Annotated in this window: 13 protein-coding genes and 1 riboswitch; of the genes, 4 read left to right on the forward strand and 9 right to left on the reverse strand. The window is 33.5% G+C overall.

The genetic code is table 11. From position 1 onward, the window contains the following. Window positions 1-99: 99 nt before the first annotated feature. Complete coding sequence (locus tag D9V42_RS02325) at window positions 100-1,245, reverse strand: bifunctional cystathionine gamma-lyase/homocysteine desulfhydrase (protein WP_122062873.1); 1,146 nt, start codon at window positions 1,243-1,245, stop codon at window positions 100-102. Then, a complete protein-coding gene (locus D9V42_RS02330) occupies window positions 1,238-2,143 on the reverse strand; it encodes a PLP-dependent cysteine synthase family protein (RefSeq protein WP_122062875.1) in 906 nt (301 codons plus the stop codon). Before D9V42_RS02330 ends, D9V42_RS02325 begins: the two co-directional genes overlap by 8 nt. A 225-nt stretch (window positions 2,144-2,368) precedes the next feature. On the opposite strand from D9V42_RS02330, the gene D9V42_RS02335 reads away from it, so the two are divergent. The 3 genes from D9V42_RS02335 (at window position 2,369) to D9V42_RS02345 (ending at window position 5,199) form a co-directional block, all read left to right on the forward strand. Continuing rightward, window positions 2,369-3,658 carry a homocysteine synthase gene (locus D9V42_RS02335; RefSeq protein ID WP_122062877.1) on the forward strand — a complete coding sequence of 430 codons (1,290 nt, stop codon included), beginning with the start codon at window positions 2,369-2,371 and terminating at the stop codon, window positions 3,656-3,658. A 314-nt stretch (window positions 3,659-3,972) separates the two neighbouring features. Beyond that, window positions 3,973-4,725, forward strand: a complete 753-nt coding sequence (locus tag D9V42_RS02340) for a threonine/serine exporter family protein (RefSeq protein ID WP_107529614.1) — start codon at window positions 3,973-3,975, stop codon at window positions 4,723-4,725. A 15-nt stretch (window positions 4,726-4,740) separates the two neighbouring features. Beyond that, window positions 4,741-5,199 (forward strand): threonine/serine exporter family protein, encoded by a 459-nt coding sequence (locus D9V42_RS02345; RefSeq protein WP_107558008.1) that lies wholly within the window; start codon window positions 4,741-4,743, stop codon window positions 5,197-5,199. A 205-nt stretch (window positions 5,200-5,404) separates the two neighbouring features. On the opposite strand, the gene D9V42_RS02350 is transcribed toward D9V42_RS02345, so the two are convergent. The 7 genes from D9V42_RS02350 to D9V42_RS02380 all read right to left on the reverse strand — a co-directional run bounded on the left by D9V42_RS02350 (window position 5,405) and on the right by D9V42_RS02380 (window position 14,295). Continuing rightward, complete coding sequence (locus D9V42_RS02350; RefSeq protein ID WP_107529612.1) at window positions 5,405-6,304, reverse strand: ROK family protein; 900 nt, start codon at window positions 6,302-6,304, stop codon at window positions 5,405-5,407. Between the two features lie 64 nt (window positions 6,305-6,368). Further along, the gene (manA, locus tag D9V42_RS02355) at window positions 6,369-7,304 is read right to left on the reverse strand and encodes a mannose-6-phosphate isomerase, class I (protein WP_107529611.1); all 936 of its coding nucleotides are present in this window, start codon (window positions 7,302-7,304) and stop codon (window positions 6,369-6,371) included. Window positions 7,305-7,321: 17 nt separating this feature from the next. Next, window positions 7,322-9,295, reverse strand: coding sequence for a fructose-specific PTS transporter subunit EIIC (locus D9V42_RS02360; RefSeq protein WP_107529610.1), 1,974 nt, complete (start codon window positions 9,293-9,295; stop codon window positions 7,322-7,324). A gap of 78 nt (window positions 9,296-9,373) precedes the next feature. After that, window positions 9,374-11,239: a BglG family transcription antiterminator gene (locus D9V42_RS02365; protein ID WP_122062880.1), complete on the reverse strand. Its 1,866-nt coding sequence runs from the start codon at window positions 11,237-11,239 to the stop codon at window positions 9,374-9,376. Between the two features lie 170 nt (window positions 11,240-11,409). Further along, window positions 11,410-12,342, reverse strand: coding sequence for a lactate/malate family dehydrogenase (locus tag D9V42_RS02370; protein WP_122062882.1), 933 nt, complete (start codon window positions 12,340-12,342; stop codon window positions 11,410-11,412). Between the two features lie 43 nt (window positions 12,343-12,385). Then, window positions 12,386-13,204 (reverse strand): MetQ/NlpA family ABC transporter substrate-binding protein, encoded by an 819-nt coding sequence (locus tag D9V42_RS02375; protein ID WP_122062884.1) that lies wholly within the window; start codon window positions 13,202-13,204, stop codon window positions 12,386-12,388. A gap of 87 nt (window positions 13,205-13,291) precedes the next feature. Continuing rightward, window positions 13,292-13,397: riboswitch (SAM riboswitch) on the reverse strand. 142 nt (window positions 13,398-13,539) lie between these two features. After that, window positions 13,540-14,295 carry a CPBP family intramembrane glutamic endopeptidase gene (locus D9V42_RS02380; protein ID WP_122062886.1) on the reverse strand — a complete coding sequence of 252 codons (756 nt, stop codon included), beginning with the start codon at window positions 14,293-14,295 and terminating at the stop codon, window positions 13,540-13,542. Window positions 14,296-14,496: 201 nt separating this feature from the next. On the opposite strand from D9V42_RS02380, the gene panE reads away from it, so the two are divergent. Continuing rightward, window positions 14,497-15,414, forward strand: a complete 918-nt coding sequence (gene panE / locus D9V42_RS02385) for a 2-dehydropantoate 2-reductase (RefSeq protein ID WP_107531410.1) — start codon at window positions 14,497-14,499, stop codon at window positions 15,412-15,414. Window positions 15,415-15,422 lie beyond the last annotated feature (8 nt).

The following is a 15,422-nucleotide window of genomic DNA, read 5'->3' on the forward strand; positions in this document are numbered from 1 at the left end:
GTTTCTTCTGAAAATGATCCCTCCTTAAAGAAGTTTTTGACATCTTCTTTAAGGGGTATATCAAATGAAGTATTTCCTGGGTTATCTTTATCCCTTTATTTAATTTAAAGTATTTAATGCTGCTTTTAAATCTTCTACTAAGTCTTCTGTACCTTCAATACCAACAGACAAACGAATCAAACCGTCTGCGATGCCTTCTTTTTCACGAATGTCTTTTGGTATAGAGGCGTGTGTCATTAATGCAGGCACGGAAATTAAACTTTCCACCGCACCTAAACTTTCAGCTAATGTAAAATATTTAGATGCTTTAATTACTTGTTTAGCACTTTCTATATCTGCAACTTCAAATGCAACCACACCTGTATGCCCTTCTGCTTGTCTTTGATGGATATCGTGATTTAAATGAGTGGCAATACTTGGATGGAACACTTGTCTAACAGCATTATGTTCTTGCAACATTGCTATAATTTCGAGTGTATTGCGTTGTACTTGTTCCATACGTATACCTAAAGTTTTAATACCTCGAATCAATAAATAACTATCTTGTGGTCCAAGTACGCCACCTGTTGAATTTTGAATAAATCCAATGCGTTCTGCTAACGCTTCGTCGTTTGTAGCAACTAAGCCAGAAACAACATCACTATGACCGCCGAGATATTTTGTTGCAGAGTGTAATACAATATCGATACCAAATTTTAATGGGTTTTGGAAATAAGGTGTCATAAACGTATTATCTACGACAGAAATCAAATTATGACTTTTAGCTAGCTCGGCAGACTTTTTGATATCTGTTACACGTAATAACGGATTAGAGGGAGTCTCAATGTATAACATTTTCGTTTCAGGCTTAATATATTGTTCAATTTCGTCAATTTGTGTTGTATCAATAAAATCAGCTTCTATACCAAAACGTGTAAACACTTTAGATAATGCTCTATATGTCCCACCATAAACATCTGAATTAATTAATAAATGATCACCTTTATCTAACAACATAATCACTGCTGAGATGGCTGCCATACCAGAACCAAATGCATAACCGAATTCTCCTTCTTCTAAATCGGCAATTAGCCCTTCTAATGCCGTTCTTGTAGGGTTCGCAGAACGTGAATATTCGTAACCTTGTCTCATATCTCCAATATCATCTTGAATATAAGTACTCGTTTGATAAATTGGTGTCGTTACTGCACCTGTGTATGGGTCTGTTGTTACTCCGCCATGTATTAATTGTGTTTTTTTATCCATATTCATTCTCCTTATAATTTAAGATTTGTTTTGACATATATCGGTCGCTTCCATCAGGAAAAACTGTGACAATAACACCTTTATTTATATGTTTTTTTATGTCTAATGCTGCCTGTAGTGCTGCTCCCGATGAACTGCCAACCAAGAGACCTTCTTGTTTAGCAATTAATTTCACATTTTTAAATGCAGCATCATCGCTAACTTTTATAATATCCGCTACTAATGTTTCATGTAAAAATGATGGCCATAGTTCGGAGCCAATGCCTTCTATATCATGTGCATGTGCTTGACCACCACTTAAAGTAGATCCTTCTGGTTCAACTATGACACTTTCAATATCAAATTGAGCTAAATGTTCAGCAATACCAGCAAAGGTTCCACCAGATCCTACACCACCAACAAAATAATCAATATCATCCAGTTTATCTGTAATTTCTTGTGCTATGGTATCTTTATATGCTTCAGGATTATGTTTCGATTCAAATTGATTTAGATAAAAAGCCCCCGTTTTTGATTCGAATTCCCGTGCTGCTATTTTTGCACCTTCCATACCAAGTCCTTGTTCTGTTCTTATTACTTTCGCTCCTAAAGCTTTTATAATTGATATTTTCTCTTCAGCAAAACCTATAGGCGCAAAAATTACACTATTGAGTCCGTAATGATTGGCCGCAAGAGCAACACCGATGCCCGTATTACCAGCTGATACTTCAACAACTGTATCTCCTTCACGAATGGTGTTTTCTTTTAAAGCTACCTCGATTAAATGCTTTCCTAATCTATCTTTTATGCTACCGCCAGGATTAAACTGTTCTAATTTTGCATAAATTTGAACATCTTTATTACTAAATGATTTTAAAAGTACAAGCGGTGTATTCCCTATTAAGTCAAAACCAACCATTTTATTCCTCCATGAGTTTACCATTTCCATTCCTTTTACAATACCCTACTATAACGATAAGAATTATAAACAATTTCTTCTCTCTTTGCAACCTCTTCAAACTAAATACATTGCAAAAAACATAAATTAATCCTTACTTTTTAAGTAAGAAATGGTTGAAAAGGTCAAAAAGCTCTTGTATAGTGAAAATTATCAGAAAATTCTAATTTTAGGAGGATTTATATTATGACTCAAAACCCTTGGCATTTAGATACACTTTCCATTCACGGCGGTCAAGTAACAGATGACTTTTCAAAATCTCGTGCAGTCCCTATTTATCAGACTTCTAGTTATGTATTTGATAATACCGAACATGCAAGAAAACTTTTTGCTTTAGAAGAACCTGGCAATATTTATACTAGAATAATGAACCCAACGCAAAATGTTTTTGAAGAACGTATTGCAGCACTTGAAGGTGGAATCGGAGCGCTAGCCACTTCTTCAGGACAAGCTGCAATTCATTTAGCACTCTTAAATATTGTAGAATCTGGAGATGAAATTGTTGCTTCTTCTAACTTATATGGCGGAACTTACAATTTATTAAATGTCACCTTTAATAAATTAGGCATCAAAGTTCACTTTGTAGATCCAAGTGACCCTGAAAATTTTGCAAATGCTATTAACGATAAAACAAAAGCCATCTATGCTGAAACTATAGGTAATCCCAAAATTGATGTGCTAGATATTGAAGCAGTCGCAAACGTTGCACATCAAAACAACATACCTTTAATTGTGGATAATACTTTTCCAACTCCATATTTACTACGTCCTTTTGAATTTGGTGCTGACATTATTGTACATTCAGCAACTAAATTTATAGGTGGTCATGGTACTTCTATAGGTGGGGTTATTGTGGATAGTGGTAATTTCAATTGGGATAATGGTAAATTCCCAGGTCTTGTAGAACCTGATTCAAGTTATCATGGCATTTCATATGCTAAAGATGTTGGAGAAGCAGCCTATATTACAAAGGCGCGTGTACAATTATTACGTGATTTAGGTTCAGCAGTATCACCTTTCAACGTCCATGAATTTTTATTAGGATTAGAAACATTACACTTACGTTTAGAAAGACATTCTGAAAACGCCCTGCGTGTTGCACAATATTTAGAACAACATCCAAACGTAACTTGGGTGAATTATCCTGGGTTAGAAAATAATGAATATCATCAACTTGCCCAAAAGTATCTACCAAATGGACAAGGAGCCGTACTCACTTTTGGTGTAGATGGTTCTGTTGAAGATATTGCAAAATTTGTTGATGCATTAAGTCTATTCTCTCATTTAGCAAATGTTGGAGATTCTAAGTCTTTAATTATCCATCCTGCTAGTACGACACATTTACAATTATCCCCTGAAGAACAACAAGCTTCAGGCGTTGTGCCAGAACTTGTAAGACTATCAGTTGGTACTGAAAACATTGATGACATAATTGATGACCTTGAAAAAGGTTTTAAAGCATCACTTGAAAATTAACGAAGACATTTTCTTTGTGATACTTATGCAAAATAAAATTGAAAACGAGATTAATAATAAAAAGGCTGAGGCAATTAATTGTCTCAGTCTTAATCATATAACAGATAAGAAATGAATGGTAAAGTGTAATACATAGGCTCCTCATATCCGCTAGTCAACAAACTTTTTAGACTACCTCGAACCATGACTTCACACAAACCTAAGCCTAACCTCTGTGTACAATATGTCTTTCTAGACACTTTATATTCCATATTGAATTTATAAATTAATATTGGGATAATAATCATATTAATCGTATAAATTGGGGTGTTCATTTGAGTGAGAATAAAGACAAGTTAACCATAAGTGTTATACTACTGGCTGGAAAAATACTACTTTCCTCGGGGGCTGAAGTATCAAGAGTAGAAGATACCATGCGTCGCATCGCAATTTGTATGGGCTATTATAATAGCCAAGGTTATGTAATCAACGTATTTATCAATTTTTCATTAAGCGAAGAACATGATACACGTATATTACGCATAAACAAAAACAGCACCAATTTATTAAAAATATTTCAAGTTAATTCAATTTCTAGAAAGCTTACCAGTAATCAATTATCTATTGATCAGGCTTATATCCTATTAAAAAATATCGATCACACTAATTTAAGTATTCCATTATGGAAAAAGGTAATGGCTGCGGGGGTAATTTCGTTAAGTTTTCTATATTTACAAGGCGGCACCTGGTCAGATGCAATCACTACAATTATTGCCGGTTCAATTGGTTTTTTAATTGTTGAATATATGCAGAGTAAATCATTAACGATGTTTATACCTGAATTTGTTGGTTCTTTTGTACTAGGTATGCTGGTTATACTAGGGTCTGATTTATTTAATGTCAATAAAATGTTCGGCCCAGCCATGATTGCAGCTGTTATGCCAATAGTTCCTGGAGTACTAATAACAACAGCTATTCAAGATTTGTTCGGAAGACATATGTTAATGTTTACTGCCAAGTTCTTAGAAGCACTTGTAATTGCTTTTGCTATAGGGTCTGGCATTGCTATCGCTTATCTCATCTTTTAAAGGGGGGGAATCGTAATGACGATCCTATTCACATTTTTATGTAGTTTTAGTGCATCTTACTTTTTCAATGTGATTTACGATGCACCTAGAAAAATTTTCTTACCTGCTGGATTGGCTGGTGCTATGGGTTATTCCATAACTTTTATTTTAGAAAGAAATTTCCATATGGATAGTATATACACAAGTTTGCTAGGAAGTTTAACACTCGGTTTAATAGCACATATCTTAAGTCGTATTTATAAAGCACCTGTTGTGTTATTTATGATTCCCGGCATTATACCTTTGGTCCCTGGTAGTATTGCCTTTAGAGCCACCCAGCAACTTGTGACGCTCAATTTTACAGATGCCACAAATACATTTATTCGTGCTATTTTGATTGCTGGCTCAATTGCTTTAGGTCTGCTATTATCCGATCAGTTATCGAAGACACTCAATATTCGTAAATTATTATTAGTAAAAAGAAATAAATTATAAAAAGGCTTCACAAATCGAATGAGACAGATACAGGAACATAAATAATGCTTCTGTCTCAATTCATTATAATGGTAGTAGCTGGCTGAGTTGAAAAAGCCTTTATAGCATGTTTTTTCAACTCTAGTCATCCTTGCTAGGGCGAGACAACGAAACCTTTTCATAAAAATTAGGTTGCATTCCCTCTCCAATAGACACTGGAAAACTTTCATTTATTTTTATTCACATAATAAAGTCCTGTTAACACATTCGCATCTAAACCACTTATTCTGACTACTATCTCTCTATTTTGAATCAAGTGGTGTTTTTGTGCATATGCCTCAATTCGTGCTTTATAAGGTAATGTACTTTGTGTTACACCACCTCCAAGTACGATATTATACACATTGAAGATACTATATAGGTTCGTGCATAACTTTTGTGTTAAATCTATTACTTCTTCAATCATCTGCACGATTTGTTTATTTTCTCCTGCATTATACATTTCGATTGCCTCTCTTGTGCTAACTTCTTTGTTAAGCAATTCACCTGCTTTCCTACTTATTGCTAATCCAGAAATTTCATTTTCGACGCAACCATATTGTTTACAAACAGGGCATTGGTAGTCACTATTGTCTTTAATAATTGTATGACCAATCTCACCGAAATTACCATCGCTACCAGAAACTAGCGTGCCATTTCTCATGTATGCCATACCAACACCTGTACTTATAGTTAAATATATAAAATCCTCTGTCTTCACTGAAACATAGTGTTGTTCGGCTAATATAGCAGCATCCGTATCATTTACAAAATATGGTTTGAATGAACTATGTTCAGTGATAAATTCACCTGCATTAAAGTTATTGTACTTTTGTAAATTAGGTGGATTTAAAAATATACCTTGAGTATAATCACACGGCCCAGGCATAGCAATATTTAGTACTGTAGCATCTACATTTTCAACACTTTCTAAGTAATTCTTAGCTATATTGATTATTTCAGTAAACTGTTGTTCGGGATTATCTATATAAGTTTCAAATTTATAGCTCTCTATAATTTCTAAATCTTCATTAATCAAACCTACAATTGTCTTTGTTCCACCTATATCTGTACAAATTTTTAACATTGTAATTACCTCCTATGATTGCATAAAAAGGCAGAGATAACTGAAGTTATCTTGCCTTTAATTTTTATACATAGCTAACGATAAATGTCATATCACCTTTAAATGTTATTTCTTTATCCTCAGTAGTCAGTATAAAATGTGTTCCTTTTTCTAAAGTAATAGCTTCGTTATTTACTGTAACTTCGCCATTGCCCTCTACAATGGATACGAGACAATATGATTGTGGTTTTGCATAAGCTAAATGACCATTGATAATCCATCTTTCCACTGTAAAGAACGTATTAGATACAAACTGCGTATAATCCTGACCTTGAACCACTTCATGTTTAGCTGATGTGTTCGGTGAGCTAACAGAAAGATCAATTACCTCTTTACTTTCTTCTAAATGAAGTTCTCTTTTATTTCCTTCTTTATCAGTTCTGTCATAATCATAAATGCGATAAGTAGTATCAGAAGATTGTTGTGTTTCTAAGATTAAAATCCCTTCTCCTATTGCATGAACTGTACCTGCTGGCACATAGAAGAAGTCTCCTGCTTTAACTTTGACTGATTTGAATAATGCATCGAATTGTTTGTTATCAATCATTTGATTTAACTCATTTTGATTCTGTGCATTTACGCCATAAATAATTTCTGCGCCTTCATTTGCATCTAAAATATACCAACATTCAGTCTTACCATATTCTCCTTCATACATTTGAGCATATGTGTTATCTGGATGTACTTGTACTGACAAATTATCATTTGCATCTAATATTTTAGTTAGTAACGGAAATTTATCTTCTTTAGGATTCCCAAATAATACTTTGTCTTCTGCCCATACTTCATCTAATGTTTTACCTTTATGACGTCCATTTTCAATAACGTTTGGACCGTTCGGATGAGCTGATATCGCCCAACATTCTCCTGTATGATCATTAGGTATATCATAGTTAAATGCTTTAAGTGCATTGCCTCCCCATATTCTTTCTTGAAAAACAGGTTTTAATAATAATGGCATTTATTCCTACCTCCCAGTTATATTTCTTTAAGTAAATCGTAAATTTGTTGTGTTTGTGTTGCCTCAATTAGCTGTTGTCGAATATTATCGTCCATTAATGTTCTTGATAATCTTTGCAACAGTTTTAAATGTGTATCACTGCTATCATTAGGTACTGCAATTAGAAATACAATATTAGGCAATGTACCATCTAAACTGTCCCAGTCGATACCATGTTTATTATTCATTACAGCAACAACAGGTTGTTTCACTGCTGATGATTTTGCATGAGGTATTGCAACATTCATTCCAATCGCTGTCGTTGCTTCTGCTTCACGTTTCAGTACAGCATTTTTCAATTCTTTTTTATCTGTAATGTAATCATACTTATCAAGTTGATCTATGAGATCATCTATGGCTTCGTCTCTTGTATTTTTCTTATCGACTATTTTGATAACATCTTTATCAAATACATCAACTGTGTTGTTTGTCTGTTCAGTAGTTTGTTCTTTATTTGTTTCTGCTGTAGTATTTGTTGTAGCACTAGCTTCTGCTTCCTCATCTTGCTGTTCCGCTGTCATTCCCGTTGCAATACTATTCGTATCAACAGCTAAGGCTGGTGTGTTTTTTCTTAAAAATAGCACTGCACTCATCGTGACAAGACTACCAACTATCACAGCAATAAAGAACCATAAAATCTGATCTATTCCACCTAAAACTGCTACAATCGGACCGCCATGAGCCACTCTATCGCCCACGCCACCTATTGCTGCAATCGCTGCTGCTACCATTGCCCCTACCATATTAGATGGAATAATTCTTAACGGATCTTGTGCAGCAAACGGAATAGCACCTTCTGTAATACCAAATAATCCCATAGTAAATGAAGCTTTTCCCATTTCTACTTCACCTTTATTAAATTTACGTTTATTAATAAACGTAGCTAAACCTAAACCAATAGGCGGCGTACAAACCGCTACTGCAACCATTCCCATTACAGCATAGTTCCCTTCAGCAATTAGCGCTGAACCAAATAAGAAAGCGACTTTATTGACTGGTCCTCCCATATCAAATGCAATCATCGCCCCTACAATTAATGCTAAGATTACAATGTTAGTACCTTGCATACTTTTCAGCCAAGTTGTTAGCGCTTCAAAGATACTCGCTATCGGTGCACCAATTAAGAATATGAATATTAATCCCACAATGAGTGATGAGATAATAGGAATGATTATAATCGGCATAATGGGTGCCATCACTTTTGGTGTTTTTACATTTTTAATCCATTTCGCAATGTAACCTGCTATAAAACCTGCTACAATACCTCCTAGAAAACCAGCTCCAGCATCACTACCGTAGAAGCTACCGTCAGCAGCTATAGCGCCACCAATCATACCGGGTACAAGTCCAGGTTTGTCAGCAATACTCACTGCGATGTAACCAGCCAATATTGGCACCATAAAACTGAAAGCTAAATTACCTATATTTTCAACTGATTTCCAAAATGAATCATCTGGAATCTCCAAACCTTTTGAAGTTGCTTCTCCACCAATTGTTAGTGCAATCGCCATTAATAAACCACCTACAACGATGAAGGGAACCATAAACGATACACCGTTCATTAAATGCTGATAAACCATCTGAATACCGGTTTTGGGTTTGTCTTCTTGGCTAGACTGACTAGCTCCACTCGTTTCATGATGGATATGAGCATCTTTATCAATAATACGTTGAATCAATACTTCCGGTTTATGAATGCCTTCTCTAACGCTTTCGTTAATTAATAATTTCCCATCAAACCTTGATAAATCTACTTGGCGATCTGCTGCAATAATAATGCCATCCGCTTCTCTAATTTCTTTTGTTGTTAAGACATTTTCTGCACCTACGCCACCTTGTGTTTCCACCTTGATATGTACGCCCATATCTTTGGCAGCTTGCTCCAATTTTTCTTGGGCCATATACGTGTGTGCAATCCCATTTGGACACGACGTAATCGCTAAAATTTTCATATAATTCATCCTCCTCAATACAATTGTAAACGCATTCATCAGATTGTAAAAAAGAATAATTGCCGTTACTAGTGGCAATTATTCTTTAATTAAATCAATCATTTTCTCTTTTAAACTTTGATCTTCAAGTACTAATAATTGGTCTACAGTATTCTCATCCAATTTAGCAATAGTATGAATAATTTTCTTCATTATGGGAATGTCTTGCTCTGTAATTGCTAAGAAAAAAACAAGCTTAGCTTTATTTTGTTTCCAGATATAACCTTGCATATTTTTGAAAATAATTACATGTGATTTTAATACTTTTTCTGGATCACCATGTGGCATACTCATCCCGTTACCAATATATGTAGAAGAAAATTTTTCTCTCTCTAATGCACTTTTCATGTAATCTTTGGCGACAGCATGATCGTTATCTAGAATCATTTGAGCTTGTTCAAAAACATAACTTGCAACCACTTGCTCCTGTTTATCTGAGTAAACACTAAATTGAATTGAAGATAATTCAGTTTGATGTAATACAGGATTTTGCTTATGGTGTAACTCAGAAGCAATTTTATTTTCGTCCTCCTCTGAAAATAAAGGAGATACTTCTATGCAAGTTAAATCATTAGGCAGTTGTTTACCTTCAATAGAATGTGTAGCAACAAGCGCATCAATATTGCTAAAGTTATAATCATTCATATCTTCCATTTTCAATGTATCTACTATATGAATACTGTCATCTATATTTTTAATTTTCGCTTCTAATAAACTAGAAATTCCTAACCCATAATAACAAGTGATAACAATATTAAACGACTCTTTTTTACGGCGATCTATGGAAGATTGAAAATGTAACGCCAAAAATGCAATTTCATCTTCAACTAAATTTATTTTTGCATCTTTTGCAAGATGACTAACTGTCTCATACAATGCATTAAACACAAAGGGATAATACTTTTTAATATCTTCAGTTAAAGGATTATTAATATAAACATTCTTTACTATACGTAAGTATGTTCTACTGAAATGTGCATATAAATTGTCGCGTAGTTCTTGGTCTTCTGTAAAATCTACACCTACATTTCTCTCCATTTGATGAATCATACGATCAATATAGCTTTTAACAAAAATCTGTTCAAAGCCTAAATCGTATTTATTAAAATAATAGCTAATAAAGAATGATAACAGTTGCGCAGTTTCATCTGAAAGTTGATAACCTAATTCCGAATTGATATCTGTAATACATTGTTGCGCGATTTTATAGGAGGATTTATCGACTACCCACGAATAACCGTCATCGCTATTACGTTTAAATATAATAATTAAGTGTATGAGTAATTGTTTTATCCGTATTTTAGAAGGTTGTATATGATGTGCATTTAAGTTACGTTCAATAATTTTACTAATGATATCAATGTGCGCCTTAGGTATTTCATTTAATATCACATCATCAACCGTTTTATTTTTCGAAGATAGTTGATTTAAATGTAGAATCGCATTTCTAATATTCATTTCGTTTCCGTTTACTGTGACACCTTTTTTCTTAGTTAGATTCACAGTAATATCAAATGAATTGCACCACGACTGAACACGCGTTAAATAATCACTAACTTCTGATTTAGATAAATGAAAGTGATGTGCTAATGACTCTAAGGTTGTGGGTTGTTGATGCATTAAAATATGATAACCCAATTTTAGAAGTAATTCGTTTTCTTTGTTTGTAAAATCAGAAACGATTTCTTCTATATAATCTATACTATAAAGGTCTTGGTTCACCTTGAAACCTCGACCTTTAACACTGACAATTAACGCCGACAATACGTCAACATTAATATATTTAATATCGTTCCTCACTGTTCTATTAGAGACATTTAAGTAAGTGGCTATTTCATCTGCGCTTAAAAAACGATTACTGTTGTTGAGTAACAATCTAATGAGTTTGGCATGTCTTTCTAACATCACTGCACCGCGCTTTCCCGTATTTTCACACTTCCTCAAAGGTGATTTAATATTTAAATTCATTGTAGCTATTACTTATTATTTAATCAAGAAGTGGCTAATTGAAGTTAACATAATAAAAAACACCCATTCAAAAGACATTATCTGATGAATCGGTGTTTACATTTATTTTATTTTTCTGATGTATGGATTGTTTCTCTAATATATTCGTAAGCTTCTTTAAGTTGTTGCATTTCTTGATCATCTAACGTAATTGCAAATCTTTGAACAATACCAGAGCGATCAACTAACGTAGGTAAACTAAATGCGCCATCTGTTAAGTCATATTCTTTGCTGATTGAAGTCAATGGCATCATAGTACGTTGATTCAATGCAATAGTTTGTATCAATGATGTTGTAACTTTAGAAATCGCAGCATTAGTCCAACCTTTTTGATAAAAGACATCCATAGATACTTCATTAACGATAGATGTTATATGTGCTTTATCAATTTCTGGGCTATTACTTAGCGCTTCATATTCTGTAAGCGACATACCATGAATACGCACTTTACTCCACACAGGTATTGCATGTTGTCCATGCTCTCCAATAACAAATGCCTCAACATTTTTGGGGTCGATTTGATAATGATGAGCGATAATCGTCTTGAACCTTGAAGTTTCTAAAGACGTTCCCGTTCCAATGATTTTATGAGTTGGATAGTTTACTTGATTAGCAAAATATACGATCGAATCTACAGGATTAGAAATCACAATAATGATTGCCTCTTGTGTTACCTCAGCAACTTGACTCATAACATTTTTTATAATGTCATGATTGCCTTGTGCTAATAAAGTACGATCACCATCATTTTTATCTGTTGGTACACTCGCAGCAACCACAATAAAATCAGCATCTGCTAAATCTTGATAATCTCCAGCTTTAATCTTGATATGCGCAGTATTAAATAATCCTTGTGAATGATTATGATCAAGCGCTTCTCCACTTGAAATTTCATCTTTATCATCAACCAACATAATCTCTGAAAATAAATTCAAATATTGTACATCTGTTAAAACTTGACTACCTACTCTTCCTAAACCAACAATGCCTAGTTTAGACATACACTACACCCCTTTTTCCTTACTAATATCTGTTCATAATAACTTATTTTTCATACGGAATTACATCTTTACCGTATTCTTTTTTAATGAATTCTTTCATGTCTTTAGATTGTAGCACTTTTATAAGTGCTTGATATTTTTCGTCATCTTTATGTCCTTTTTTCACAGCAACGATATTCGCAAACGGTGATGACTCAGTTTCACTAATAATAGCATCTTTATGTGGCGTTAACCCATTATCTAACGCATAGTTTGAATTCATAATAACTGCAGCACCTTCCTTACTTTCATATGTCTTAGGTAAGAATTCTGCCCCTTGTTTATTATTAAACTTCAAATCTTTTTTATTTTCTACAATGTCTTCAAATTTTGCGTCTTCTATACTAACACCTTTTTTAATCTTTATTAATCCTTCATCTACAAAGAATGATAAGAATCTACCCTCTTCAGCTGGATTGTTAGAAACATATATTGTTGAACCTTTAGGAATATCTTTAATATCTTTATATTTTTTACTATAAACACCCATTGGCGTAGTAAATACTTTTCCAACTTCTTCTATATCATAATTGTGATCTTTCTTTTCTGCTTTTAAGTAAGGCGTATGCTGGAAGAAATTGGCATCTACATCACCTTTATCTAATAGTTTATTAGGTACTTTATAATCATTAACTGTTTTAACTTCTAAATCATATCCTTGTTTTTTCATTTCTTCTTTTGCATGTTTCAACACTTCACCGTGTGGTGCTGGCGAAGCTGCAATTGTTATTTTTTTGTCCCCATCTTTACCATTTGAATTGCCACATGCTGCAAGAACAATGGTTAATATTAATAATGAACATAAAACAATTAATTTCCTCATAATCTATTTCACTCCTCATGAATTTTTAAGTTTCAAAATAAATAAAAAATACTTTCTCTTAATTTTATAAGAGAAAGTATAAACCTTCTCTCATCTCTAAAAGTTTGATAACTTTTTGTGAATTAGCACCATTTCGTATAACGACGGTTGCTGGGTTTCATAGGGCACGTCCCTCCACCTCTCTTGATAAGAGTAAATCAGTATGTAGTTACAATGTTTTTATCCTAGCATTATACTCATGTTTAGTCAACGAGTTTTAAGAAAATTCTAAATAATACGTCTACTAACTAACTTCTGTTCCATGTGAAACAACAACCCATTAAAGCGATATAACTTTATAGAAGGACAACTGCTACATATGCAATAAAGTTATTTAATGCATGCAGTGCTATAGCAGTAGCTAAACTTCGTTGTGTTTTTAAATAGACATATACGATACCTATAGCGATAACAAGATACATAACAATTTCTAATGGTGATTGTGCTGCTATTACGTGTAAAGATGCAAAAACAATTACAGATATGACTGACATCACTATAAAATTCAATTTCTTTCCTAATTCACCAATTACCAAGTGTCGGAAGAGAAACTCTTCAGTAACCGGCGCAATAATTACAATAGAAAAGAACGCAAGTACCGTTGAGAATGGTGTACTAAACATTTGTTGAATCAATAAATCGTTTTGTGTTTCTTCAAACTTCCATTGTTCAGGTGCAAAAGCATCAACTAATACAGGAAAAATTAATTTAAATATAAACATAACAATAAATGTAACAATGATGAGTTTCCAGTATTTCTTAATATTACTGATGCCACTTTTCCACTCAATTTTATAACTATTTTTATGTAACAACATCCATATAATCATGATAAATATAAAAACACCAATCTCCATTAACAAATCAGCGGCGCTCGACCCATCAAATTTATCATTAATGTAACTATCACCAAAACTTATATTAACTGCCCACGTTATACTCAAAATTATAAGTGACAAGAAAAAATTACTAGCTAAATAAATGATTGGCAGAAAAAAATCTTTACCGTTAATATCCTTCCATCGATATTTCTTTTCGTTTTTAACCGACATTATAGTCCCTCCTAAAGTTTTATATATAACACACTTTTACATTGTACAATTTCCATTTTCTTCAAACATTTTACAATAATATAAATAGATAGTATAGATAGACATGTAAACTAATTTATTTAAATTTCAATGCGTAAAAGGAAATGAAAAGTGGTATATAGAGATTAAATATACTATACATAGTTTAAGGAGTTGTTGTCGATGCGTATATTGGTACTAGGTGCTGGCGGAATTGGTGGATATTTTGGTGGTCGCTTAGCTGAGGCTGGCAAACATGTCACATTTTTAGTACGGCCCAAACGCAAATCATATCTAGAACGAAATGGCTTAGCCATTCATAGTGAAAAAGGAGATTATCATTTTAATCCACAACTCATCACAAAAGATGATCGTGTCGAACCTTTTGATATCGTGCTCTTATCTTCAAAGTCTTATCACTTAGATCATGCTATTGAAGATTTAAAACCATTTATAGATCATAACACCTTAATTATTCCACTACTTAATGGCGTTGCACATGTCCCTAAATTACAAAACGCTTTTGGAAAAAATAAAATCATGGGTGGTTACTGCATTATTGAAACAACACTTGATAGTACTGGCGAAATTGTTCAAACCAGTCAATTTGATAAACTCTTTTTCGGGGAGTTAGATGGTACTGAAAGCAACCGTGCTAAATATGTTGAACAAGCATTTTCAGGAACAAAAGCTGAATTTATTCTAAACACAAATGTCGAACAAGGCATGTGGCATAAATATTTAATGATCACTGTATTATCGGGCGTAACAACACTTATGCACGCGCCTATTGGACCTATTCGTGATAGTGAAGGTGGTATAGAATTTATTAAATCCTTGTATAATGAGGCTGCTAGTATTATGCGTAAACACAACGCACCTATCTCTGATCAAATTGTTTCTAAATACATGCAAGCACTAAATCAATTATCTTATCATTTCAAAACTTCCATGCAACGAGATATGGAAAAGGGTCTAAATATCGAAACCGATCATTTGCAAGGTTATTTATTAGAATTAGCGGCACACTACAATTTAGAAGCACCACTGCTTACTTGTGTTTATCAAAACCATAGCGTATATAAAGAAATGATACAGTAAGTAACTAC

Origin of the sequence: Staphylococcus pseudoxylosus, assembly GCF_003697915.1 — a bacterium.
GTDB lineage: Bacteria > Bacillota > Bacilli > Staphylococcales > Staphylococcaceae > Staphylococcus > Staphylococcus pseudoxylosus.

What these genes read in the sequence shown, in the direction of transcription:
- D9V42_RS02365 (WP_122062880.1), bottom strand. Translation starts at nt 11,239, where the DNA reads ATGTTAGAAAGACATGCCAAACTCATTAGATTGTTACTCAACAACAGT.
- D9V42_RS02360 (WP_107529610.1), bottom strand. Translation starts at nt 9,295, where the DNA reads ATGAAAATTTTAGCGATTACGTCGTGTCCAAATGGGATTGCACACACG.
- D9V42_RS02375 (WP_122062884.1), bottom strand. Translation starts at nt 13,204, where the DNA reads ATGAGGAAATTAATTGTTTTATGTTCATTATTAATATTAACCATTGTT.
- D9V42_RS02325 (WP_122062873.1), bottom strand. Translation starts at nt 1,245, where the DNA reads ATGGATAAAAAAACACAATTAATACATGGCGGAGTAACAACAGACCCA.
- D9V42_RS02330 (WP_122062875.1), bottom strand. Translation starts at nt 2,143, where the DNA reads ATGGTTGGTTTTGACTTAATAGGGAATACACCGCTTGTACTTTTAAAA.
- D9V42_RS02345 (WP_107558008.1), top strand. Translation starts at nt 4,741, where the DNA reads ATGACGATCCTATTCACATTTTTATGTAGTTTTAGTGCATCTTACTTT.
- D9V42_RS02370 (WP_122062882.1), bottom strand. Translation starts at nt 12,342, where the DNA reads ATGTCTAAACTAGGCATTGTTGGTTTAGGAAGAGTAGGTAGTCAAGTT.
- panE (WP_107531410.1), top strand. Translation starts at nt 14,497, where the DNA reads ATGCGTATATTGGTACTAGGTGCTGGCGGAATTGGTGGATATTTTGGT.
- D9V42_RS02350 (WP_107529612.1), bottom strand. Translation starts at nt 6,304, where the DNA reads ATGTTAAAAATTTGTACAGATATAGGTGGAACAAAGACAATTGTAGGT.
- manA (WP_107529611.1), bottom strand. Translation starts at nt 7,304, where the DNA reads ATGCCATTATTATTAAAACCTGTTTTTCAAGAAAGAATATGGGGAGGC.
- D9V42_RS02380 (WP_122062886.1), bottom strand. Translation starts at nt 14,295, where the DNA reads ATGTCGGTTAAAAACGAAAAGAAATATCGATGGAAGGATATTAACGGT.
- D9V42_RS02335 (WP_122062877.1), top strand. Translation starts at nt 2,369, where the DNA reads ATGACTCAAAACCCTTGGCATTTAGATACACTTTCCATTCACGGCGGT.